The 22,694-nt window shown below is 72.8% G+C and carries 17 protein-coding genes; 12 read left to right on the top strand and 5 right to left on the bottom strand.

Annotated features, from left to right (window positions below):
* Position 1 precedes the first annotated feature (1 nt).
* Together ACOKGD_RS14750 and cofG are read right to left on the bottom strand one after the other, a co-directional pair.
* Positions 2-1,516, bottom strand: a complete 1,515-nt coding sequence (locus tag ACOKGD_RS14750; protein WP_342335857.1) for a flavin-containing monooxygenase — start codon at positions 1,514-1,516, stop codon at positions 2-4.
* The gene (cofG, locus tag ACOKGD_RS14745; RefSeq protein WP_342335856.1) at positions 1,513-3,888 is read right to left on the bottom strand and encodes a 7,8-didemethyl-8-hydroxy-5-deazariboflavin synthase CofG; all 2,376 of its coding nucleotides are present in this window, start codon (positions 3,886-3,888) and stop codon (positions 1,513-1,515) included. The genes ACOKGD_RS14750 and cofG overlap by 4 nt, the downstream gene beginning before the upstream one ends.
* A 117-nt stretch (positions 3,889-4,005) precedes the next feature.
* Between cofG and ACOKGD_RS14740 the strand changes: the two genes are divergently transcribed.
* Together ACOKGD_RS14740 and ACOKGD_RS14735 are read left to right on the top strand one after the other, a co-directional pair.
* Positions 4,006-4,374 (top strand): hypothetical protein, encoded by a 369-nt coding sequence (locus ACOKGD_RS14740; RefSeq protein WP_342335854.1) that lies wholly within the window; start codon positions 4,006-4,008, stop codon positions 4,372-4,374.
* A 448-nt stretch (positions 4,375-4,822) separates the two neighbouring features.
* Positions 4,823-6,634, top strand: a complete 1,812-nt coding sequence (locus tag ACOKGD_RS14735; protein WP_342335852.1) for a helix-turn-helix transcriptional regulator — start codon at positions 4,823-4,825, stop codon at positions 6,632-6,634.
* Between the two features lie 45 nt (positions 6,635-6,679).
* Here the strand turns inward: ACOKGD_RS14735 and ACOKGD_RS14730 are convergent, their stop codons facing one another.
* Complete coding sequence (locus ACOKGD_RS14730) at positions 6,680-8,452, bottom strand: ATP-binding cassette domain-containing protein (protein WP_342335851.1); 1,773 nt, start codon at positions 8,450-8,452, stop codon at positions 6,680-6,682.
* A gap of 115 nt (positions 8,453-8,567) precedes the next feature.
* On the opposite strand from ACOKGD_RS14730, the gene ACOKGD_RS14725 reads away from it, so the two are divergent.
* Complete coding sequence (locus ACOKGD_RS14725; protein WP_342335850.1) at positions 8,568-9,659, top strand: enoyl-CoA hydratase/isomerase family protein; 1,092 nt, start codon at positions 8,568-8,570, stop codon at positions 9,657-9,659.
* On the opposite strand, the gene ACOKGD_RS14720 is transcribed toward ACOKGD_RS14725, so the two are convergent.
* The gene (locus tag ACOKGD_RS14720; RefSeq protein ID WP_342335848.1) at positions 9,660-10,754 is read right to left on the bottom strand and encodes a substrate-binding domain-containing protein; all 1,095 of its coding nucleotides are present in this window, start codon (positions 10,752-10,754) and stop codon (positions 9,660-9,662) included.
* Complete coding sequence (locus ACOKGD_RS14715) at positions 10,751-12,604, bottom strand: heparinase II/III domain-containing protein (protein WP_342335847.1); 1,854 nt, start codon at positions 12,602-12,604, stop codon at positions 10,751-10,753. The genes ACOKGD_RS14720 and ACOKGD_RS14715 overlap by 4 nt, the downstream gene beginning before the upstream one ends.
* Positions 12,605-12,766: 162 nt before the next feature.
* Here ACOKGD_RS14715 and ACOKGD_RS14710 point away from each other — a divergent pair, with 162 nt between their 5' ends.
* From ACOKGD_RS14710 to kduI, 9 genes are all read left to right on the top strand, one after another.
* Positions 12,767-14,734, top strand: a complete 1,968-nt coding sequence (locus tag ACOKGD_RS14710; protein WP_342335846.1) for a DUF2264 domain-containing protein — start codon at positions 12,767-12,769, stop codon at positions 14,732-14,734.
* A gap of 65 nt (positions 14,735-14,799) precedes the next feature.
* Positions 14,800-16,107, top strand: a complete 1,308-nt coding sequence (locus tag ACOKGD_RS14705; RefSeq protein WP_342335845.1) for an extracellular solute-binding protein — start codon at positions 14,800-14,802, stop codon at positions 16,105-16,107.
* Between the two features lie 115 nt (positions 16,108-16,222).
* Positions 16,223-17,140 carry a carbohydrate ABC transporter permease gene (locus tag ACOKGD_RS14700; RefSeq protein ID WP_342335843.1) on the top strand — a complete coding sequence of 306 codons (918 nt, stop codon included), beginning with the start codon at positions 16,223-16,225 and terminating at the stop codon, positions 17,138-17,140.
* Entirely contained in the window at positions 17,140-18,042 is a 903-nt protein-coding gene (locus ACOKGD_RS14695; RefSeq protein WP_342335841.1) for a carbohydrate ABC transporter permease, read from the top strand. Before ACOKGD_RS14700 ends, ACOKGD_RS14695 begins: the two co-directional genes overlap by 1 nt.
* Complete coding sequence (locus tag ACOKGD_RS14690) at positions 18,042-18,752, top strand: ferredoxin-NADPH reductase (RefSeq protein WP_342335839.1); 711 nt, start codon at positions 18,042-18,044, stop codon at positions 18,750-18,752. The genes ACOKGD_RS14695 and ACOKGD_RS14690 overlap by 1 nt, the downstream gene beginning before the upstream one ends.
* An 8-nt stretch (positions 18,753-18,760) precedes the next feature.
* On the top strand, positions 18,761-19,906 hold the full coding sequence (locus ACOKGD_RS14685; protein ID WP_342335837.1) for a glycoside hydrolase family 88 protein: 1,146 nt from the start codon (positions 18,761-18,763) through the stop codon (positions 19,904-19,906).
* A 13-nt stretch (positions 19,907-19,919) separates the two neighbouring features.
* Positions 19,920-20,816, top strand: a complete 897-nt coding sequence (locus ACOKGD_RS14680; protein ID WP_342335836.1) for a fumarylacetoacetate hydrolase family protein — start codon at positions 19,920-19,922, stop codon at positions 20,814-20,816.
* Positions 20,813-21,577: a 2-dehydro-3-deoxy-D-gluconate 5-dehydrogenase KduD gene (kduD, locus tag ACOKGD_RS14675; protein ID WP_342335834.1), complete on the top strand. Its 765-nt coding sequence runs from the start codon at positions 20,813-20,815 to the stop codon at positions 21,575-21,577. The genes ACOKGD_RS14680 and kduD overlap by 4 nt, the downstream gene beginning before the upstream one ends.
* 79 nt (positions 21,578-21,656) lie before the next feature.
* On the top strand, positions 21,657-22,472 hold the full coding sequence (gene kduI, locus ACOKGD_RS14670) for a 5-dehydro-4-deoxy-D-glucuronate isomerase (protein WP_342335833.1): 816 nt from the start codon (positions 21,657-21,659) through the stop codon (positions 22,470-22,472).
* Positions 22,473-22,694: the final 222 nt, after the last annotated feature.

Below are 22,694 nucleotides of genomic sequence, written 5' to 3'. Positions count from 1 at the left end.
ATCAGGCGGTCAGTGCGGGGGAGAGGATCGTGGCGCGCACCTCGGAGAGGCGGACACGGAAGTCGTCGACCGTGCCGGGCCACAGCAGCGTGAGGCGGCCGGAGCGGGGGTCGGTGTACCAGTTGCGGCAGGTTCCCGACGTCCACGGCGTGCCCGCCGCGCGCTCGGCGATCTCGGACGTGTAGGCCCGCTCGTCGTCCTCGGTGACGCGGATCGTCTCGCGGCGCGCGATGAGGGACGCGGCGAAGGCCGCCTGCTCCTCCATGATCAGCACGGCCGAGCTGTGGCCGAGCGACGCGTTCGGGCCGTTGAGGACGAAGAGGTTCGGGAACCCGTGCACAAGCGTCGAGCCGACCGAGGTCATGCCGTCACGCCAGTGATCGTCGAGGCTGATGCCGTCCTCGCCCGTGACGAGCCGGGCGTACGGCTGCCGGGCGGCCTCGAAGCCGGTGGCGAGCACCACGATGTCGACCTCGTGCCGGGCGCCGCCGGCCGAGACGAGCACGTTGTCCTCCACCCGCGCGAGGGCCGAGGGCTCGAGGGTGACCATGCCGGACGCGATCGCGGGGTAGAAGTCGTCGCTCAGCACCACGCGCTTGCAGCCGAACGCGTAGTCCGGCGTGAGGGCGGCGCGCAGCTCGGGATCCGGGACGTGGCGGGCCAGGTGCCGGAGGGCGACCTCTCGTGCCTCGGCGGCGGCGACGGGGTCTCCCGAGCGCGAGGCGAACCGGTCCTCGCCCTCGGCGTACAGCTCGTCTCGCAGCGCGGCGAGGGAGGCCGGATCGGTGCGCCAGCCGTCCTGCTCGGCGCGCGCGTACGCGCGATCGCGGCGCGGCACGATCCAGGCCGGCGTGCGCTGGAACAGCCGCACGTCCGCGCCGCGCCGGGCGAGCTCGGGCGCAAGCTGGATCGCGCTCGCGCCGGTGCCGACGACGGCGATGCGGGCGTTGTGGATGCGCAGGCTCTCGTCCCACCGGGCCGAGTGGAACACCGGGCCGGGGAAGGCCTCGAGCCCCGGGATCTCGGGGATCAGCGGCTCGGTGAGGCGGCCGGCCGCGAGCACGAGGCTGCGGGCGCGCAGGTCGCCGGCGGGGTCCCCGCCACCCGCCGAGAGGCTCAGCGTCCATCCGCCGTCGGCCCAGGCGGCCGACGCCATCGCGACCCCCAGGCGCAGGTGCCGGTCGAGCCCCTCGGAGGCGACGACGCGCTCGAGGTACGCGCGGATCTCGGCGCCAGGAGCGAAGGTGCGCGACCACTCGGGCCACGGATGCGACGAGAGCCCGTAGAGGTGGGCGGGCACATCGCAGGCAACGCCGGGGTAGACGTTGTCGCGCCAGGTGCCGCCGACGGCGTCGGCGCGCTCGAGGATGACGAAGTCGTCGTCGCCCGCGGCCTTCAGGGCGAGCGCCGCGGCGATGCCCGCGAAGCCCGCGCCGACGATGACGGTGCCCACTCGAACCGTGCCCACTCGAACGGTGCCCGGGCCGAGGTCGTCGCGGGCGATCGGCTCGCTCACGAGCGACCCCTGCCCGTCGCGCGGAAGACGTCGCCGTAGGTCGTGGAGCGCTGGCGGAAGGGGCGGAACAGCCGTCGGGCGATGTCGCGCGCCTCGGTGAGCGGAAGCTCGAGCCTCCGCTCGACGCCCGCACCGGGCAGCACTCGGCCGTCGAGCAGCGTGCCGCCGAGGTCGTCGCCGCCCGAGCGCAGCAGCTCGATGCTCGTGGGGATGCCGTGGCGGGTCCACGGGATCTGCACGTGGGGGATCACGCCCGACAGCATCAGGCGCGAGACGGCGACCATCGAGCGGTGCTCGTCCAGCTCGGCGCGGCCGTCGACGAGCGGCACGCCGCCGCCGAGGGGGGCGGGTAGCGGGATCGGCACGAACTCGGTGAATCCGGCGGTCTCGTGCTGGATCCGGATCAGCTCGCGCAGGTGCGAGATGCGTTCGGCGGCCGTCTCGACGTGGCCGTAGAACAGCACCGAGGTCGACCGGAAGCCCGCGCGGTGGGCCGCGGTGAGGTTCTCGCGCCACCGGTCGATCGAGATGTCGCCGGGCGCGATCAGCGCGCGCACGCGCTCGCTCAGGATCTTCACGCCGGTGCCCGGGACGGTGTCGACGCCGGCCTCGCGCATCGCCGCGAGGGCGCCGTCGAGGCCGAGCCCCGAGCGCTCCGCGAGGTCGTCCACGTCCTGCGGGCGGAACGCGTGCAGGTGCATGCCCGGAGCGGCATACTTCACGGCCCGGGCCAGATCCAGGTAGGACGCAGCATCCTCCCCGGGGGCGACGAGGCCCTGCACGCAGATCTCGGTCAGTCCGAGGTCCTCGGCGTCCCGGGCGATGGCCTCCAGGGTCGCGAGATCGTACGTGTCGGGCTCGCCGGTGGGGGTGCGGCGGAAGTTCGCCGACGCGACGTTGCGGTTCGCGACGATCGTGAGCGCCTCGCCCACGGTGTATCGCCGCACGTCGTCGGCCGTCGCGGCGAGGGCCGCGGCGTCGTCGCCCGAGGCCCGCAGCAGGATCTCCCACTCGGCGTCGTCGAGCGACGCGGGAGCGGCGGCGGCGGCCTCCAGGAGACGGCCGAACCCGCTCTTCCCGGCGGGGGCGCCGACGCCGAGGTGCGATCCGCCGTCCTCGCCGAGGGGGTGGGCGGAGTCTGCGGCGTGCCCGGTCCCCGCGCGTGCGAGCCCGGTATCGGGGTCCGCCAGCGCCAGGGTCGCGTCCCTGATCGCCGGATCGAGCCACTCGTCGTTCAGGTAGGGCGGATGCGCCGTCAGCCGCTCCGCGAGCGTGAACCCGGCCTCGGCGGTGAATCGCGCCAGGTCGTCGACGTGGGGCCACGGCCGCTCGGGGTTCACGTGGTCGGCGGTCAGGGGCGACACCCCGCCCCAGTCGTCGGCGCCGGCGCGCAGCAGCAGCCCGAGCTCGGCCGGGTCCGAGAGGTTCGGCGGCACCTGCACGCGCATGCCGGGGCCCAGCACAAGACGCGCCACGGCGACCGCGGCGAGGTACTCGGTGAAGTCGGCGTCGGCGAGGGATCCGGCGGCCGTCCGCGGCTTGGCGCGGAAGTTCTGCACGATCACCTCCTGGATGTGCCCGTGGCGCTCGGCAGCGGAGCGCAGCGCGACGAGCGATTCGGCGCGGTCGTGCAGCGTCTCGCCGATGCCGATCAGCACACCGGTGGTGAACGGCACCCGTGCCGCGCCGGCGTCCTCCAGCAGCTGCAGGCGCACGGCGGGATCCTTGTCGGGCGAGCCGTAGTGCACGCGACCCGGCTCCTCGTAGAGCGCGCGCGAGGTGGTCTCGAGCATGACGCCCATCGACGGCGCCACGGGCCGCAGCATCGCGAGCTCGTCGGGGGTCATGATGCCGGGGTTCAGATGGGCGAGCAGGCCCGTCTCGGCGGTGATCGCGCGTGCCATGTCGGCGACGTATTCCAGCGTCGACATGTAGCCCTGCTCGTCGAGCCAGGCCCGTGCCTCCGGCCAGCGGTCCTCGGGGCGGTCGCCGAGGGTGAGCAGGGCCTCCTTGCAGCCGAGCGCCTGGCCCTGGCGAGCCACCGCCAGCACCTGCTCGCGCGACATATAGGTCGGCTTGTGCTGGGTGAGCAGCTGTCCCGGGGTGTCGACGAAGATGCAGTAGTGGCACCGGTCACGGCACAGCGTGGTGAGGGGGATGAACACCTTGCGCGAGTACGTGATGACCCCCGGGCGGCCGATAACCGCGAGCCCGGCGTCGCGCGCGCGCGCGGCCGCATCGAGCAGGCGCTCGAGCGCATCGCCCGTCGCCGAGAGCAGGGCCTCGGCGTCCGCGACGCCCAGCACGGCACCCGCTTCGGCCCGCATCAGGGCGGCGTCGAGCGTGGAGGTGCCGGGATCGAGCAGGGTCATCGGTTCATCCTCGCACCGAGATCGCGGCGCCGGGGCCGGATCGGGGCCGGGATCACAACCCTGCATCGTTGTCGCGATGTGCGATGCCGCGGGCGGCCCGCCGGGCAGGATGGGTTCATGGTGACTCTGCTGCTCGACCAGCACCAGCTCGAGATCGTGCTGACGCGCACCGAGCGTCTGCTCGCGCGCCAGCGGGGCGGGCTGCGGTTCTCGCGCGCCGAGATCGCGCGCCTGCAGCTCACCGACGAGCCCGTCACCTGGCTGCGCGGCGTGCGCGCCCCCGGTGTCCACGTCCCGCGGCTGGTATCGCTCGGCACCTGGCGGTCGGCCCAGGGCGACGACTTCGTCGCGGTGCGTCACGGGCGCCCGGGCGTGGTGATCGACCTCGAGGGGCACGAGCGGTTCAGCCGGCTGATCCTGTCGACTCGGCACGGTTCCGCGCTCGCCAAGGCCCTCCGCCTCGAGACGGGTCAGGCGGAGGCCTGACGCCGGCGCGGTCGCGCCGGTCGCCCGGTACGCACCGCCTCGAATGGTGCCCTTTCCGTCCCCGGGGTGAAATTGGGGATGTCCGCACCCCGATGCCCGGACAGCGGGCGCGCGCGACGGGCATCCTTGCCGTGTGAGGGCGCCTTACCCGCGGGCCTCATCCGCACCGGTCCGGTCTCTATCTGGGGAGATACGCCGCGGCCATCGCGGAGGCCGGGGGAGTGCCGGCGTGCTCCCGCTCCCTCGGCCCACCCTCTCACCGGGAGCTCCCGGGGCCCGAGTCCGCGCGATTCGTCCTCCGGGTGAAACGAGGGACGAAAAGGCGGTCGGGCGCGGCTCATGACCGCTATTGATGCTCGCGCCAGAGTTCGCGTACGTGGGAGCATCCGACCAGCACATGTACAGATCACAGGTTCCGTCACCGGGGGACGACCCGGCAGCGCGCAGAGTGGCCCCCGCCACGGCGGCGGTGGTCACGGTGCCCCTGGGGCCCGAAGCGCCGACGCGCGCCGGGGTCTGGGCGGCGATCCTGACGTCGGTGCACCGCGCCGGGCTGCTGCCGGACGAGGCCCTGTACCGCGCGGTGGTCGCCCTCGCGGGAGGCTCGGGCGACCCCGGGGACATCGCGCGCGCGGCGCTGGCTCAGGTGTCCACGTCGCTCGGCCTGACCGTCATCGGCCCTGTCCCGGAGACCGCGCGCGCCGCGGTCCTGCGCGATGCTCGCGAGGCCCACGGGGTCTCGCTGCGGTTCGACCGCCCGGCGACCGCCGACACGGCCCTCGAACGCGCGCTGCGCGCGGGCGACCTGGCCGAGGCCGACCGCGTCGCGTGGCGCGAGCACCCCTTCACCTCTCCCCTCGGCGGCCGGCTGACGCGGCTGGAGCCGAGCGATCTGCGCGAGTACCCGATGCTGGCCCTGCGCGCCGGCGTGGCCATGTACGCGCGGGATCAGACCCGCGGCCGTGCCGATGCGTACTTCACCGTCGCCACCCGGTCGGGCTCCCGGATCGGCGAGCTCACCGAGCCGGTTCCCCGCGCCGTCGCCCACGCGGTGATGAGCATGGCGCACCGCCGCCTCGGTGACAACGAGCGCATGCTCCATCACACGCATCGCGCGGTGGAGGTGCTCGAGCCGATCGCGATCGCGCGCCGCGCGACCGGGCAGGAGGCCGAGGCCGTCGCGATGGGGCTCGACCAGGCGGGCATCAGCCTCTACCTCGGGGGCGACGGCATGGCGGCGCGCCGGGTGTTCGAGGCGCTCGCCGTGCACGCGGCCGCCGCCGAGCTGCCCGTGCGCATCAACCGCGCGCAGGCGCTGCTCGCGCTCCTCGATGCGGTCGAGGGGCGGATGAACTCGACCGAGCAGCGCCTCCTGCGCATCGACCCCTCCGCATGGCCCGAGGGATGGGACGGCAGCCACCTCGCCAAGCCCGCGCACATCGCGAAGGCGTCGCTGCTGACGTCACGGGCCGATCCGATGGGGGCTCTCGAGGTGCTGCGGCTGGTCGAGTCGGACTACCCCACCGCCGACTTCTGGGGCCCGATGCACGTGATCCGCCTCACCGCGGCGGGGCTCGCCGAGGACGAGCAGCTGATGGCCCGCTTCGTGCAGGACGCCGAGGCGCACCCCGGGCCCCGGCTGCCGCGCACGGCGGCGAGCATGGACCTCGGTCACGCGATCATCAGCGGCCTCGCCCCGCACATCGTCGCCCCGCGGCCGCCCTACGCGGCGCGATCCGAGGCGGCCCGCGCGATCTCGGCGCTCGCGCTGGTCCGCACGCGCCCGGCGGCCGCCGCCGAGGCCGCGGCCAGCATCGAGAACGGCATGCCGGCGGTGCAGATCTTCGTGCTGCTGGTGCGGTTCCTCGCCGCGAGGGAGCAGGATCGCCCGGCCGCCGCCGCCGAGGTCGCCGCCCTCGCCAATCACCACGGGCTGTGGTCGCCGTTCGCGATGCTCACCGCGCCCGAGCGCGAGCTGCTGCGCGCCCTGGCCCCCGAGGGCGCGCTGGCCGAGTTCGACCACTACCGCACGCGGGCGCTCACCGGACAGGGCGACGTGGTGCTCACCGAGGGGGAGCATCGTGTGCTGGCGGCCCTGGCGACCGGTGCCAGCCGCCCGGAGATGGCCCGCGACCTGCATCTGTCGCTCAACACGGTCAAGAGCCACCTGCGCGCGCTCTATCTGAAGCTGGGCGTCACCACGCGCGACCAGGCCCTGCAGCGCGCTCGCTCGCTCGGGCTGATGCGGCGGCACGGCTGAGGCGAGCCGGATTCCTCCGGCTCGCCCGCGCCGAGCGCGTCAGTCCTACTGCTCGCGGTGCTCCGGCTCGCCGGGCCAGGTCGGCTCCGGGTCCGGCTTGAGCTCGTCGACCGAGGCGTGCACCTCGGGGAGGGCGCCGCCGTCGGCCTCGGCCGACTCGGCCGCCACCTCGAGCACCTCGTCGGCGGTCTCGAGCTCGTCGGGCTGATCCGCGTCATCGCGCACTGGTTCGTTCCCTTCGTCGTCCGGCTGATCCCACATCCCGGTCGTCTCACCGGTCGGCTCTGCGGCGCCCACGTGCTCGGCGTCGGCGTCCTCGTCGGCGTCGTCATGCGCCGCGTTCTCCATCGGATCGAGCCCCTCGAGCTCCTCGTGCTCTGAGGGCTCCTCGTTCGCCGATCCGGAGTCGGCGGGGGCCTCCTCCACGAGCGCAACGGCGCCGGCATCGGCGTACTCGGCGGGGTCGTCCTCGCCGGCCTCGGTGCCGTCGGCGTCGTCGGGCAGCTCGATCGTCTCGTCGGCCGTCTCGAGCTGATCCGGGTCGTCGGCGTCCTCCTCGGCGGGCGACGGCACCACCTCGGGGGTGGGGACCCAGCCGGCCGTGGGCGGCTCGCCCTCGGGCGAGGCGGCGATGAGCGCGGCCTCGCCGGCCTCCACGTCCTTCTCCACCTCGGTCAGCGGGCGATCCAGGAACGCGAGCGGGTCGTGCGCGGTCGCCGGGCCGGCATCGAGCACGGTGGCGGTGGGCTGCGCCTCATCGAGGGGCTCGGACTCGGACGCGCTCGGCGTGACCGGCTCGGGCGCGGCCGTGAGATCGGCCGCGGGCGCGGCGGTGACGGCGCTCGGCATCGGCGGCACCGCGCCCCTCTCGGGGGTGTCCTGCGCCGGCTCGTCGCCCTCCGTGGGCGCGTCGGAGGCCGGACCCTGCCACGTGCCGTTGACGATCTTGAGGAAGACGTCCTCGAGGTTCTGCTGCTTCAGCGAGAGCGATGACAGCGGCACACCCGCCTGGGCGGCGAGCTCGCCGATCTCGGACGGCCGCGCGCCGAGCACGTTGATGCCCGATCGCAGCAGCTCGAACTCGTAGCCGTGCTCGCGCAGCACATCGCGCAGCTCAGCGCGCTGGGGCGAGTCGACCGCGACGACCAGCTCGGCGTCGGCCAGCTGCTCGATGCCGCCCGAGAACAGCAGTCGGCCGTTCGAGATGATCAGGATGTTGTCGGCGACCTGCTGCACCTCGCTGAGCACGTGCGACGACATCAGGACCGTGCGGCCCTCGTCGGCGAGGCGGCGCATCAGCAGGCGCATCCAGCGGATGCCCTCGGGGTCGAGGCCGTTGGCGGGCTCGTCGAACACCAGGACGTCCGGGTCGCCGAGCAGCGCCTCGGCGACACCGAGGCGCTGGCGCATGCCGAGCGAGAACCCGCCGATGCGCATGCCGCCCACGCCGCTGAGGCCGACCACCTCGAGCACCTCGTCGACGCGCGACACGGGGACGCCGATCGCGCGGGCCGCGAGGATCAGGTGGCGCTCGGCCGTGCGGCGCGCCTTGTAGGGGGTGCTCTCGAGCAGCGCGCCGACGGTGCGCCGGGGGTTGCTGAGCTTCTTGTAGACCACGCCGTCGATCAGCGCCGTGCCCTGCGTGGGGGCGATGTCGCCGAGCAGGATGCGCAGCGTCGTCGACTTGCCGGCGCCGTTCGGGCCGACGAAGCCGGTCACGACACCGGGCTCGATGCGCGCGGTGAAGTCGGACACCGCCGCGACGTCACCGAAGATCTTGGTGACTCCGCGGAACTCCAGCACTTTGCCGTCAGCCATCAGATCCCCCTTCCGAGCGTGAGCTCATCCCCTTATCCTGCCCGAATCGCCGCGCAACCTGGGGACGCGGCCCCTCGCGACGGCGGCGATCCGGGCCCGCGGGTAGCCTCGATCCGTGACCTTCGCCGAATCCGCCCCCCGCGTCGTCGCCCGCAAGGAGGGCGGCCTCGGGACGATCACGCTCAACCGGCCCGACGCGATCAACGCCGTCGACACCGCGATGATCCGGTCGATCCGCGGGGTGCTGGACGCCTGGGTGACCGACACCGACGTGCAGGTCGTACTGTTCGTCGGCGCCGGCGAGCGCGGGTTCTGCGCCGGGGGCGACGTGCGTCAGCTGCATAACGCCATCCGCGACGGCGAGCTCGCGAAGGCCGACGAGTTCTTCCGCAACGAGTACACGCTGAACGCCTGCATAGGCGAGTACCCGAAGCCGATCGTCGTCCTCGCCGACGGCGTCACCATGGGAGGCGGCATCGGCATCGCCGGCCACGCCGCCGTGCGCGTGGCGACCGAGCGCTCGCAGTTCGCGATGCCCGAGACCCGCATCGGCTTCACCCCGGACGCGGGCGGATCGTGGCTGCTGGGCCGCGCGCCCGGGCGCCTGGGCGAGTTCCTCGCGCTGACCAGCTGGGTGATGGGCCCGGCCGACGCCGTCTACGCGGGCTTCGCCGACCACGTGGTGCCCGCGGCCAACCTGCCGTCGCTGCGCGAGGCGCTCACCACGCGCGCCGACCCGGGAACCCCGACCGAGCTCGTCCTGCTGTTCGACGAGACGCCCGAGCCCGGGCCCATCGAGCGCGCCCGCCCCTGGATCGACGAGGTCTTCGCCGGCGACACGGTCGCCGAGATCCAGGCGCGCCTTCGCGCCCTGATCGACTCGGACGAGGTCTTCGAGGGCGACCTGACGCCGGCCGCGGCGCTCGCCGCGCTGGAGGAGCGCTCGCCCACCGCCCTCACAATCACGCTCGCGGCTGTGCAGTCGGCGCGCTGGCTGAAGGGCCTCCGCGAGGCGCTCACCCAGGAGTTCGCGCTCGTCAGCTGGTTCATGAAGACCCAGCCCGACATGGTCGAGGGCATCCGCGCTCAGCTGGTCGACAAGGACCGCTCGCCGCGCTGGACGCCTGCCACCCTCGACGACGTCGACCCCGAGATCGTGGGCGATGCGTTCACCTTCGAGGTCGACAGGGGCCTGTTCACGCCCTGATCAGCGCGGTGGCGCCGTCGACGCCCGCGCGTTCAGCGTGGGGTTCAGCGTGACGCGGTGCACGGGACGCGAGGGGTCGGCGAGCCGGTCGAGCAGCAGGTCGACCGCGGCGCGGCCCACGGCGGCACGCGGAGGCGCGACGGCCGTGAGCTCGGGGGTGAACAGCTGCGCCACCTCGTCGTCGTACGCGACGATCGAGAGGTCGCCCGGCACCGACAGCCCGCGCGAGAGCGCGAGGTCGACGAACGCCATCGCCTCGCGGTCCGAGTGCACAAGCAGGGCGGTGATCCCCGATCGCCGGACAGTGTCGAGGATCGCCGTGACGGTGGCGAGGAACTCGGGCGTCGAGCGATCCGGCAGCACGCGCTCGACGTGCTCGCTGGGGGTGAGGCCGAGCTCGCGACAGGCGGCGTTCCAGCCGGCGACCAGCTTCCGGGCGTGCGGGGAGTGCCGCGAGATCACGAGCCCCACCTTGCGGTGACCGAGCTGCGCGAGGTGCCGGGCGGCGAGCACCGCCCCCAGCGGATGATCGGTGCTGACCGATTCGACGGGCGATCCGGCGAGCTTCATGTCGCGCTCGACGAGCACGAACGGCACCGCCGACTGCTCGAGCCACTCCATCACCTCGGCGGCGTGCTCGGTGTCGGTGTTGGGCGCGAGCACCAGCCCCGACACCCCCTCCTCGACCATGCGCGCGAGCACGGGGCGCTCGTCCTGCAGCTCGTACGACGTCGACCGCAGCAGGATCGACGCCCCGCGCTGGTCGGCGCGCTCCTCCATGCCGCGGACGACATCGGGCCAGTAGAAGCTCAGCGACGGCACAAGCACCCCGATCGAGGCGGCGGGCCGCGTCGGCCCCGCGGCGACCGCGGGGGCGGCCGCGGGAGCGCCCTCCGCGGGGACGGCGCCGCCGTGCACCCGCACCAGCAGGCCCTCGCCCTCGAGCAGCTGGAGGTCGCGCCGCAGGGTGACGGCCGCCACGTCGAGCTCGGCGCTCAGCTCGGCGATGCGCACCGCGCCGGCCCGGGACAGCGCCCCGAGGATGTGCGCGCGCCGCGCGGCGGCGAGGCGGGGGTTGGGGGCCGAGCTGGTCATCGTTCCTCCTGGGTGATGCTCACATCGAGGCTCGACCGGCCTCGCACGTCGAGGTCGAGCCGCATCAGCCGCGCACCCCACACCTCGGTCAGCCACGGGTCGTCGAGCTCCCGCGCCACGGTCGATGCGGCGACTTCCGGGTCCCACTCGAGGACCACGGGCGTCGCGCCCTCCCGCGGCGTCACGCGGGCCCGGCCCGGCGCGAGCTCGATGTCGCCGGCGATCAGGAACCGGATCTCGGTGCGGGGCTCGGGATCGGATCCGGTCCACTCGTCGAGATCCCATGCGTCCGCGAGGAGGATCCTCCCCGCCTCGAGCGAGGCGGTGCGCCGCCACGAGCGCAGCGCCGGATCGCCGTAGGCGGGGGCGAGGTCCATCGTGATCCTGGACAGGCCGGATCCCGTGCTCGCGTGCACCGACAGGGCGCCGAACGCGGCCCCGGCTCGCTGCCCGGCGCCGCGGACGAAGGGCGTCGAGTGCCACTGGCTCTGCATCGTCCAGATGTCGTACCGCGCCGGGCCGAAGGTCTGGGCCGTGTACGTCGGGCGGCCCGCGTCGACGACGACCGGCACCCCGTCCGAGGCGACGATGACCGACCCGACGTCGTTGTGGTTGTGGTTCTCGCCGTTGTGGCCGCCCTTCGCCACCAGCGTGAGCGGGCCGCGGGCGACGAGCATCTGCGTCGAGGGCAGATGGATCGCGTCCGCCCGCCGCTCGGGCACGTCGTCGCCGGGCGCGGCGCGCAGCCAGTCCGGATCGGTCGCACCGCGCACCAGGCGCCCGAGCCCCTCGGCCTCGTGCGCCGCGGGCCCCGCTCGATGCGCCCGCGCGTGCGCCTCGGCCCGGGCATCGCCCGCTCGCCGCGCGGCGCGGAACAGCGCGTGCCATGGCTGCACGGGCGAGGGCTTGGCGGGGCCGTCGGCCACGTTGACGTACCACCCGCGGCCGAGGTGCATGCGGTGCGGGAAGGCCACCGTCTCCCGCAGCGCCCGCACGAGCGGCACCGGGTCGACACCGGTCGCGGAGGTCAGCACGTCGAGGGCCTCGAGCAGGCGGCAGGCGCCGTTCCACCAGTACGCGTAGCCCTCGTCGATCGCGCCGTCCTCGGGCAGGGCGGCGACGTAGCGGTCGAGCCCCCCGATGCACAGGCCGATCACGAGGTCGCGGGGGTCGCCGGCGGGCAGGAGCCGCAGGGCGGCGACCAGCACGTTGCCGTGGATCCACGGGTTCCAGTTGTGCACGGGGCCGTCGAGGCCGATCCAGTGCCAGTCGCGGCGGCGCACGAACGGCTCGAACACCCGCACCTGCGCCTCGTGGCGGATCCGCTCGCGCACCCCGGGATAGCGCGCATCCAGCGCATCGCCGAGCAGGGCGTCCAGCCAGGCCAGCTGCGCCACGGCCTCGCCCGCGCCGAGATCGACGCAGGGGTCGGTCACGGTGGCCAGCACGGAGCCGTGCCGCTGCCGGGTGTGATCGTGCGCGGGCCAGCACCACGAGCTCTGCTCGCAGAGCAGGATCGCGCCGTCCACGGCCTCGTCGAGCCAGCGATCCTCGCCCGTCGCGGCCGCCATCAGCGCGGCCCGCGAGAGGCGCTCCGCCCGCGCGAACGCCGGCGTCTCCCAGGACACCCGGTCACCGTCGCCGTGGAACCGGGCGGCCGCGGATGCGAGCGGCTGCGGCCACGGGGCGCCGAGGTCGGCCGCCGCGCGCGCGGACACGTCGGCGACCGTCTCCTGATCGAACACCGCACCGATCGGCAGCGCGAGATCGGGGTCGGCGAGGCGTGAGATGACGTCGTCGCCGAGGGCGCGCGCGAGCGGGCCGCGGAACGCGGTGGGGGATGCGGGCATCGGACTTCCTCGTCGGTCGCGGTGCGGCGCCCCTGCCGCACTGAAAGCGATCATAATCGATCTATTCCATACAACAAGCGTTGAACCGACCACAAACGGTTGTTACGCTCCCAATCGCTCCTGCGCCGCCTGACGCGGGAGATCCGATTCGAAGGAGAACCGGTGCAGCCCACCCCGACCGCCGCGTCCGACTGGACGCGCGACGACTGGACGGCATTCGCCGACCGCCTGCTCGCGGGCGCCATGGCGCACGCCTCCGCCGGCCGCGGGCGGATCACGCCGCCGGGTGCCGAGGGCGGCTACGGCCGCGACGTCGACGGGCTCGAGGGCTTCGCGCGCACCTTCCTGCTGGCCGGCTTCCGCATCGCGGGCGAGCGGGGCGTCGGCGTCGATCACCTCATCGACTTCTTCGCGGAGGGCATCCGCACCGGGGTCGACCCGGACGCGGCCGACCGCTGGGTGCGGATGGAGGAGCACGCGCAGGCCAAGGTGGAGGCGGCCTCGCTCGCCCTCATCCTCGACCTCACGCGCGAATGGATCTGGGACCGCCTCGACGCCCGGACGCAGGATCGCGTGATCGGCTACCTCGCCCCCGTGGTGGGCGATGACACCTACCCGAAGACCAACTGGCTCTGGTTCCGCATCGTGGTGCAGACGTTCCTGCGCTCGGTGGGCGGCCCCTGGAGCGCCGCCGACATCGCCGCAGACCTGGCCCTCCACGACAGCCTCGTCCGCGAGGACGGCTGGATCGCCGACGGAGCCGAGCGCGCGTACGACCACTACGTGGGCTGGGCGCTGCACCTCTATCCGATCCTGTGGTCGCGGATGCAGGGCGCCGCCGACCTCGTCGCCGAGCTCAGCCCCGGTCGCACCGAGCGCGACATCGCCGGCCTCGACCGCTACCTCCAGGACGCCATCGCCCTGATCGGCGGCGACGGCTCGCCGCTCATCCAGGGCCGCAGCCTGGTCTACCGCTTCGCCGCCGCCGCGCCGCTGTGGGCCGGTGTCATCGCCGAGGTGCCCTCTCTCTCGGCCGGCGCGCTGCGCCACGCGGCCGCCCGCGTCGTGAGCCACTTCGACCACCACGGCGCCCCGGACGACCAGGATCTGCTGACCCTCGGCTGGCACGGCGAGTGGCGGCAGCTCGCGCAGTCGTACTCGGGCCCCGCCTCGCCCTACTGGGCGGCGAAGGGCCTGCTCGGCCTGGCCCTGCCCGCCGACCACCCGGTCTGGGCCGCACCCGCCGAACCGCTGCCCATCGACCGCGGCGACTTCACCCGCGCCATCGCGGCGCCGGGATGGGTCGTCACGGGAAGCGCCGCCGACGGCATCGTCCGGGTCGTCAACCACGGCACGGACAAGGCGCTCGCCGGGTCGCTCGGCGGTGACTCGCCGCTGTACGCGCGCCTCGGGTACTCCACGGCCACGTCCCCGCTGCTCGACGACCGGGCCTGGATCGACCCGCTCGAGCAGTCGGTCGCGCTCATCGACCTCGACGACCGGGCCACCCACCGCTCGGCCCTCGAGCCTCTCGGCGCGCGCGTCCTCGACGACGGCACCGGCTGGGCGGCGTCCACCTGGCTCGCGCACACCCTCGTCCCCGCCCCCACGCCGGGGCACGGCCAGGGCCTGCGCGGCGAGGTCGAGGTGCTCGCGCGCATCACCACGCACTCGGTCGTGCGCGGCCCGTGGGAGGCCCGCATCGTGCGGGTCGATCCCGTCGACGAGTCGCACGACCTCGACGAGCTGACGCTCCGGATCGGCGGCTGGCCGGTCGCGGGGGAGCGCCCGTTCGCGCAGAACGTCGAGCATGCCGCCCGCGTCGCCGCCGGCGAGCTGACGAGCATCATCCGCGTCATCGGCGACGACACCGTCGAGCCGCTCGTCGCGCAGCGCCTGGACGCGAGCCCGCTCGGCACCTTCGCCGCCGTGCCCGTCGTCGAGGTCGATGTCGACCCCGGCACGTGGCACACCGCCTTCGTCGAGCTCGCCCGCACGGGCGAGGCCCGCATCGACCTGGGCCTTCCCACCATCTCGGTCGCCGACCGGGGCGAGGGCGTCCGCATCGACGTCACCTGGCCCGATCGCGTCGAGACCTCTGCTTCCGTCCCCCTCACCCGGATCCCCTGATCCACTCCGCACGACCCACCCGGCATCCGCGAGCGGATACCTGCCGCCTGCAGCAAAGGAGCAGCATGCATCACATCAAGAAGGGCCTCGTCTTCGCGACCGCGAGCCTGGCCGCCGTCACCCTCGCCGGCTGCGCCGGCGGCGGCACCGCCGCGCCCGAGGAGACGGCGGGCGGCGACGGCGAGCCGATCACGCTCACCGTCTCGGGCTGGAGCCTCGAGACCACCCCCGAGTTCCAGACCATCGCCGACGGCTTCCACGAGAAGCACCCCGACGTCACGGTCGAGCTCAAGGAGTACGACCCGGCCGAGTACAACACGCTCGTCACCACCGACCTCGCCGCCGGCGCCGGCCCCGACATCATCACGCAGAAGGAGGTCAAGTTCGTCTCGACCTTCCAGGAGGGCGGCCAGCTGATGGACGTCTCCGACGTCGAGCTGCCCGACGGCATCGGCGGCGTCGACTCGTACAAGATCGACGACGTCGCCTACGCCACCCCGTACCGCCAGGACTCGTGGGTGCTCTACTACAACAAGGACCTCTTCGCGCAGGCGGGCGTGGAAGAGCCCGACGGCTCGTGGACGTGGGACGACTTCTACGCGGCGGCCGCCGAGCTCAAGGGCAAGATCGGCGAGGCGCTGCCGATCTACAACCACGGCTGGCAGTCGGTGGTGCAGGGCTTCGCCAACAACCAGGACACCGGCGACGGCATCCTCTCGGGCGACTACGGCTACTTCGCGCCGTACTACGAGGACGTCCTCTCGGCCGAGGCAGACGGGCTGAAGGTGCCGTACAACACCGTCACCGCCAACAAGCTCACCTACCAGGGCGAGTTCGGCAAGCAGCACGCGGCCATGATGCCCATGGGCACCTGGTTCGTCGCGACGCTGATCGCGCAGCAGGCGTCCGGCGAGGCCGACGACTTCGAGTGGGGCATCGCCCCGGCGCCGCAGGCCGACGACTCGACCGCCGGCATGGACAACACCCCGCTGACCTTCGGCGACCCCACCGGGTTCGGCATCAACGCCAACATCGACCCGGCCAAGGTCGATGCCGCGAAGGACTTCCTCGCCTACGCCGCGAGCGAGGACGCGGCCCAGCTACTGGCCGGCATCGGCATCACGCCGGCCCTGCAGAGCGACGCCGTCACCGAGACGTACTTCGCCGCCGAGGGAGCCCCCACGGACGAGCTGTCGAAGTTCGCCTGGGCCACCCACGAGACCGGCCCGGAGAACCCCACGTCGTCGAAGACGGCGGCGATCCAGACCGCGCTGAACGACATGCACACCGCGATCCTGTCCGGCTCGCAGGGCGTGGACGACGCGATCGCAGCGGCCGAGGAGCGCGTGAAGAGCGAGGGCCTCGTCGACTGACGTCGCCCGGGCGCCCCGGGTCGGCTCGTCCGATCCGGGGCCCCTCCCTCGGCGCCTTCGACGCCGAGCCCCACGCCCCGAGGCCCGCGCCCCGAACCCCGACGACGGAGTCCCCATGACGACGACCAGCGCGCCCGCGCCGTCCGCGCGCCGCAGGCGATCGAAGCTCGCCCTGCGCAACACGCTCATCGGCTGGAGCTTCATCCTGCCGAACTTCCTCGGCTTCGCCACGCTCACGCTCGTGCCGGTGATCGTGCTGTTCTACATGTCGCTGACGAACTGGAACATCTTCGGCAACGCGCAGTTCGTCGGGCTCCAGAACTTCGTCCAGCTGTCGAAGGACGGATCCTTCCGGGTCGCGTTCCTCAACACGCTCTACTACTCGGTCATGCACATCCCGCTGACGATCATCGTGTCGCTCGGGCTCGCGCTCCTGCTCAACAACAAGCTGCGGGGGCTGGCGTTCTTCCGCACCGCCGCGTTCTTCCCCTACATCACCTCGATCGTCGCGATCGCGCTCGTGTGGAACCTGCTGCTGAGCCCCGAGTACGGGCCGGTCAACGAGATCCTGCGGTTCCTGGGGCTGCAGAACCCGCCCGGGTGGCTCACCTCGGCGGACTGGGCGATGCCCGGGGTGGTGCTCGTGTCGACCTGGCGCGACATGGGCTACTACATGGTGCTGTTCCTGGCGGGCCTGCAGACCGTGCCGCGCGAGCTGCACGAGGCGGCGCGGGTCGACGGCGCCAACGCCATCGAGCGATTCGTCAACGTGACGCTGCCGTGCCTGCGGCCCACCATGTTCTTCGTCACCGTGATGCTGACGATCAACTCGTTCAAGATCTTCGACCTGATCCTCGTGATGACCCAGGGCGGGCCCGGTCAGTCGACCCTCGTCATCTCGCAGTTCATCTACCGGATGGGCTTCGAGCAGAACAAGTTCGGCTACGCCTCGGCCGCGGCCGTGGTGCTGTTCTTCCTCTGCATCCTCGTCACGATCGGCCAGTTCCTCTGGGACAAGAAGCGGAGCAGCTGATGGCCATCGACGCCACCCACACCCTCGTCACCGGATCCTCCGGCGGACGCCCCGTCCGCACCGCCGGCCGCGGCTCGGCCCGCCGCGTCACCCTGCGGGCGATCGGCTACGCCGCGCTGGTCGTGGCCGCCGCGGCCATGCTGCTGCCGTTCTTCTGGATGGTGATGAGCTCGCTGAAGCCCTCGAACGAGGTCTTCACGGCGCCCATCGTGTGGATCCCCGAGGTGTTCGTCTGGGACAACTACGTCCAGATCTGGACCGACTCGGGCATCGGCACCTGGATCCGCAACACCCTGGTGCTCTCGATCGCCGTGACGCTGCTGCAGCTGCTGACCGGATCCTTCGCCGCCTACGGGTTCGCGCGGGTGAAGTTCCCCGGCCGCGACGTGCTGTTCCTCGCGTACGTCGGCACCATCGCCGTGCCGTGGCAGTCGTACATGATCCCGCAGTTCATCATGCTCTCGAACGCGAAGCTGACGAACACCCTGTGGGCGATCATCCTGCTGCAGGCGTTCGGTGCGTTCGGCGTCTTCCTGATGAAGCAGTTCTACGAGACGGTGCCCGAGGAGCTCGCCGAGGCCGCCCGCCTCGACGGTCTGTCCGAGTACGGCATCTGGCGGCGCATCATGCTGCCGCTGTCGGTCCCGGCGCTCGCCTCGCTGGCGCTGCTGACCTTCGTCAACACGTGGAACGACTTCCTCGGGCCCCTCATCTACCTGCGCGACAAGGAGCTGTGGACGATGCAGCTGGGTCTGCGCAACTTCGTCACCAGCCTCTACGACGTGAACTACGGCGTGCTGTTCGCGGGCCTGACCATCTCGGTCGTCCCGATCGCGATCATCTTCCTGCTCGGGCAGCGCTACTTCGTCGAGGGCATCGCGACCAGCGGGATGAAGGGTTGATGATGCGCACCTCGCTGTTCACCGACAAGGACCGCGGTCACGGCTTCTACGGCGCGGTCTTCGGGATCGTCTCCCTCGGCCTGGTGCTCAACGCCCTGCTCGTGGTGGCGTGCCTGCCCTTCGTCGCGCTGCTCATCACCACCGATCCGGCTCTGTCGTGGCCGGCGCTCGCGCTGACCGCGCCCCTGTGCGGGCCCGCGCTCGCCGCGGCCTGCGCGGTGCTGCGCGAGCACGGCCAGACGGTCGACGGCGCCGCGCACGGCGGTCTGGTTCGCACCTTCCTGGCCGCATACCGCGTGGTCTTCGCCCGCGGCCTCGCGGTCGCGACGGTCGTCACGGCGGTGGTGACCGTCGCGCTGGTGGACGTGCGGATGATGTCCGACACCGCCGCCTCCGTGCTCGTCGTCCCGCTGCTGCTGATGGTGGCCCTGCTCGCGCTCGGCACCGGCGCGGTCGCGATCGTGGCGGTGGCCGAGGCTCCGGGAACGCGCGTGCTTCCGCTCCTGCGGGCGTCGCTCTACCTCGCCGTGAAGCGCTGGCCGCTGACCCTGCTCTCGGTCGGCGCCGTCGCGGTGCAGGGTGTGCTGTTCGCCTCGCTGCCCGCCCTCGCCCTGGGCCTCACGGCCTCGGCGACCCTGTACCTCGTGTGGGCCGACGGCCGCTACACGCTCACCCCCGCGCTCGCCGCCCCGCCGGCCGAAGCGATCTGAGGAGACCCGTGGAGACTGTGACTTCCGCCCTGACCGATGCCGCATCGGTGATCCGCCGCAACATCGAGCGCTTCGGCGACGCCTATGTCGGCGACACCACCCGCGACGACCGGTACGCGCTGCGTCCGGCCGCCGGGGCCTTCGCCGAGGGTCAGAACCGCGGCTGGACTACGAGCTTCGTGCCCGGGATGCAGTGGCTCGCGTGGGATGCGACGGGCGACGAGGTGTTCCGCGCGCAGGCCCTGCGCCACGCCGAGGACTTCGAGCGCCGCCTGCGCTCGGACGAGGACCTCGAGACGCACGACCTCGGCTTCCTCTACACGCTCGCCGCCGTTGTGCCGTGGCGGAAGACGGGAGAGGATCGCTGGCGCGAGGTCGGCATCGCGGCCGCCGAGCGCCTGATGACGCGCTTCCTCGAACCGGCCGGCATCGTGCAGGCGTGGGGCGACCTGACGGATCCGGCCCAGCGCGGCCGCACGATCATCGACAGCCTGATGAACATGCCGCTTCTCACCTGGGCCGGCGAGCAGACGGGCGATCCCCGCTACGCCGATGCCGTCCGTCGCCACACCGCGCAGCTGCGCGAGCACATCCTGCGTGCCGACGACTCGACCTTCCACACGTTCTACTGGGACCCGATCACCGGCGACCCCCTCCGGGGCGGCACCGAGCAGGGCGCGTTCGACGACTCGTGCTGGGCGCGCGGCGAGGCCTGGGGCATCTACGGCTTCGCGCTGAACTACGAGGCCACCGGCGACGCGTCGCTGCTGAGGGCGGCCTGGCGCTGCGCCGACTACTTCCTCTCGCACCTGCCCGCCGATCGCATCCCGTACTGGGACCTCGTCTACACCGACGGCAGCGACGCCCCGCGCGACAGCTCGGCCGCCGCGATCGCGGTGTGCGGCCTCTACGAGCTGGCTCTGGTCGATCCGGCGCGGGCCGACGAGGCGCGCGCCGCCGCCGACGACCTGCTCGATGCGCTCATCGCGCACGCGCGTCCGTCCTCGCCGGAGGCGTCGGACGCCCTGCTGCTGCACGGCGTCTACGACCTTCCCAAGCGGGTCGGCGTCGATGAGGGCACCCTGTGGGGCGACTACTTCTACCTCGAGGCGCTGGTGCGCCGCACGACCCCCGGCTGGGAGCGGTACTGGTGAGCGGGGCACGCGCATGAGGCTCGTCACCCTCGCCACGGGCGCCCCCGCGGCAATCGTCGACGACCGCATCCTCGACCTGTCGCACCTCGCCGACTCGGTGCTCGACATCCTCGTCGCCCCGGAGGCGGCGCGCGCGGCCGTCGCCGCGGCCGATCCCGCGACGCTTCCGCGTCGCTCCGGCACACCCCTCGCGCCGCCGATCGTGCCGCGCACGATCTTCGCGGTCGGCTACAACTACCGCGGGCATGCGTCGGCCGACCCGGGCGCGGTGGTCGAGGACCCGGCCCACCCCGATGTGTTCCTCAAGGCCCCGGGTGCCCTCGGCGGCCCGGACGACCCGGTGATCCTGCCGCCGGAGAGTCGCGACGTCGACTACGAGGCAGAGATCGCGCTGGTGATCGGTAAGCCGGGCCGCGCGATCCCCGCCGCGGACGCCCTCGATCACGTCGCGGGGTACACCCTCCTCAACGACGTCTCGGCGCGCGACTGGCAGAACCGCACCTCGCAGTGGACGCTCGGCAAGAACTTCGACGGTTTCGCGCCGCTCGGCCCCGCGGTCGTCACCGCCGACGAGATCCCGGATCCGACGGACCTGCTCGTCGAGGCGATGCGCGACGGCCAGGTGACGCTGTCGCAGTCGACATCGACGCTGATCTTCCCGTTCGCCGAGCTGGTCGCCTACATCTCGCAGGCGGTGACGCTGCGCCCCGGAGACGTCATCTCCACGGGCACCCCGCAGAAGCTGGCCACCGCCTTCGCCACGCACCGCCCGCTCGCGGACGGCGACGAGGTCACCATCCGCGCCGCCGGGATCGGCGAGCTCACCACCCGCTTCGTCGCGCCGCCCTCCGCGGGCGCGCCGCGCCTCGACCCGCCCGGAGCACCCGCGGCACCCCAGGAGACACCGTGATCCTCGACACCTTCCGCCTCGACGGCCGCGTGGCCCTCGTCACCGGCACCAGCCGCGGGCTCGGCCAGGGCGCGGCGGTCGCGCTCGCCGAGGCCGGGGCCGATGTGGCGCTGCTCGACCGGGGCGACAACTCCGAGACGGCCGCGGCCATCGAGGCCCTCGGGCGGCGCGTGCTGCGGCTGCGGCGCGACTTCGTCAGCGCCACGGCCGAGGACCTCGAGGGCGATGTGGCGCGCGTCATCGCGCACTTCGGTCGCCTCGACATCCTCGTCAACAACGCCGGCACGATCCGCCGCGCTCCCGCCGCCGAGCACGCCGCCGGCGACTGGAGCGACGTGCTGCACGTCAACCTCGACGCGGTCTTCCACCTCTCGCAGGCCGCGGGGCGCCACATGCTCGAGAGGGGGCACGGCCGGATCATCAACGTCGCCTCGATGCTGTCGTTCCAGGGCGGGATCCTCGTGCCCGGCTATGCGGCCTCCAAGCACGCGGTCGCCGGCCTCACCAAGGCCCTCGCCAACGAGTGGGCGGCCCGCGGCGTCACGGTCAACGCGGTCGCACCGGGCTACATGGCCACCGACAACACCCAGGCCATCCGCGACGACGCCGACCGCGAGGCCGCCATCGTCGCCCGCATCCCTGCCGGCCGCTGGGGCACACCGCAGGATCTGCAGGGCGTCTTCGTCTTCCTCGCCTCCGAGGCCGCCGCCTACGTCACCGGCGCCGTCGTCCCGGTCGACGGCGGGTGGCTCGTGCGCTGACCCCGGGTCGAGCCAGCCCGACCTTTCACAGCACAGGACTCACGACACAGGACACACGACGCAGGACAGAAGGAGCACCATGGAGCAGCGCTACGCGACGAACCCCGACCAGATCCCGCTGATGGACACGGCGGAGCTGCGCGAGACCTTCCTCATCGACGAGGTCTTCGTGCCGGGCGAGATCCGGCTCACCTACACGCACCACGACCGGATCGTGCTGGGCGGCGCCGTGCCCGGGGGTGCGCCGCTCGCGCTCACGGGCTACCCGGAGATCCGCAGCGAGCACTTCCTCGAGCACCGCGAGCTGGGTGTGGTCAACGTCGGCGGCACCGGAACCGTGACCGCCGACGGCGAGAGCTACGAGCTGGTGAAGGGCGCGTGCCTGTACCTCGGGCGGGGGATCCGGGACGTCGTCTTCGAGGGAGACGGCCAGTTCTACCTGTTCTCGGCCCCGGCGCACACGACCTTCCCGACGCGGCTCGTGAACCCCGACGAGGGCACCGTCCGCGAGCTGGGCGAGCAGGCCACATCGAACCGCCGCACGCTGCGCCAGTTCATCCACGAGAACGGCGTGCGCTCGTGCCAGATCGTGATGGGGGTGACGACGCTGCACGAGGGCTCGATGTGGAACACCATGCCGGCCCACACCCATGACCGCCGCACCGAGTGCTACCTCTACTTCGACGTCCCCGAGGAGGCGCGGGTGGTGCACCTCCTCGGCGAGCGCACCGAGACCCGCCATCTCATCGTCGGCGACCGCCAGGCCGTCATCTCGCCCAGCTGGTCGCTGCACTCGGGCGTCGGCACCGCCGCCTACTCGTTCGTCTGGGCGATGGCCGGCGAGAACCAGGCCTTCGACGACATGGATCCGGCCGCGATCACCGACCTCCACTGATCCGACCCGGGTTCGCCGTGCCCCGATCCGCCCGCATCCCGCCGAGGATGACGGCGAATCGGGGCACGGTGCCGTCCGCATGCCGTCTCGGGCCCGGATCCGCCGATCCGATCAGAGTCGATCATCCTGCGCTTTCCCCGCGCGGAGACCGGCCCGGACCATTAATCTGACCGTCAGAAAAACTATCGCCCCGCGTCTCGCGACGGGCGGCCCGCAAGCACC

Source organism: Microbacterium phosphatis (assembly GCF_049177115.1).
Taxonomy (GTDB): Bacteria; Actinomycetota; Actinomycetes; order Actinomycetales; family Microbacteriaceae; genus Microbacterium; species Microbacterium phosphatis.
Note: the sequence above shows the minus strand (reverse complement) of the source record. Positions and strands in the feature narration are given on the sequence as shown.

Coding starts and splice junctions, on each gene's coding strand:
- ACOKGD_RS14730 (WP_342335851.1), bottom strand. CDS start 8,452: ATGGCTGACGGCAAAGTGCTGGAGTTCCGCGGAGTCACCAAGATCTTC.
- ACOKGD_RS14705 (WP_342335845.1), top strand. CDS start 14,800: ATGCATCACATCAAGAAGGGCCTCGTCTTCGCGACCGCGAGCCTGGCC.
- ACOKGD_RS14695 (WP_342335841.1), top strand. CDS start 17,140: ATGGCCATCGACGCCACCCACACCCTCGTCACCGGATCCTCCGGCGGA.
- ACOKGD_RS14680 (WP_342335836.1), top strand. CDS start 19,920: ATGAGGCTCGTCACCCTCGCCACGGGCGCCCCCGCGGCAATCGTCGAC.
- kduI (WP_342335833.1), top strand. CDS start 21,657: ATGGAGCAGCGCTACGCGACGAACCCCGACCAGATCCCGCTGATGGAC.
- ACOKGD_RS14740 (WP_342335854.1), top strand. CDS start 4,006: ATGGTGACTCTGCTGCTCGACCAGCACCAGCTCGAGATCGTGCTGACG.
- cofG (WP_342335856.1), bottom strand. CDS start 3,888: ATGACCCTGCTCGATCCCGGCACCTCCACGCTCGACGCCGCCCTGATG.
- ACOKGD_RS14700 (WP_342335843.1), top strand. CDS start 16,223: ATGACGACGACCAGCGCGCCCGCGCCGTCCGCGCGCCGCAGGCGATCG.
- ACOKGD_RS14715 (WP_342335847.1), bottom strand. CDS start 12,604: ATGCCCGCATCCCCCACCGCGTTCCGCGGCCCGCTCGCGCGCGCCCTC.
- ACOKGD_RS14720 (WP_342335848.1), bottom strand. CDS start 10,754: ATGACCAGCTCGGCCCCCAACCCCCGCCTCGCCGCCGCGCGGCGCGCG.
- ACOKGD_RS14690 (WP_342335839.1), top strand. CDS start 18,042: ATGATGCGCACCTCGCTGTTCACCGACAAGGACCGCGGTCACGGCTTC.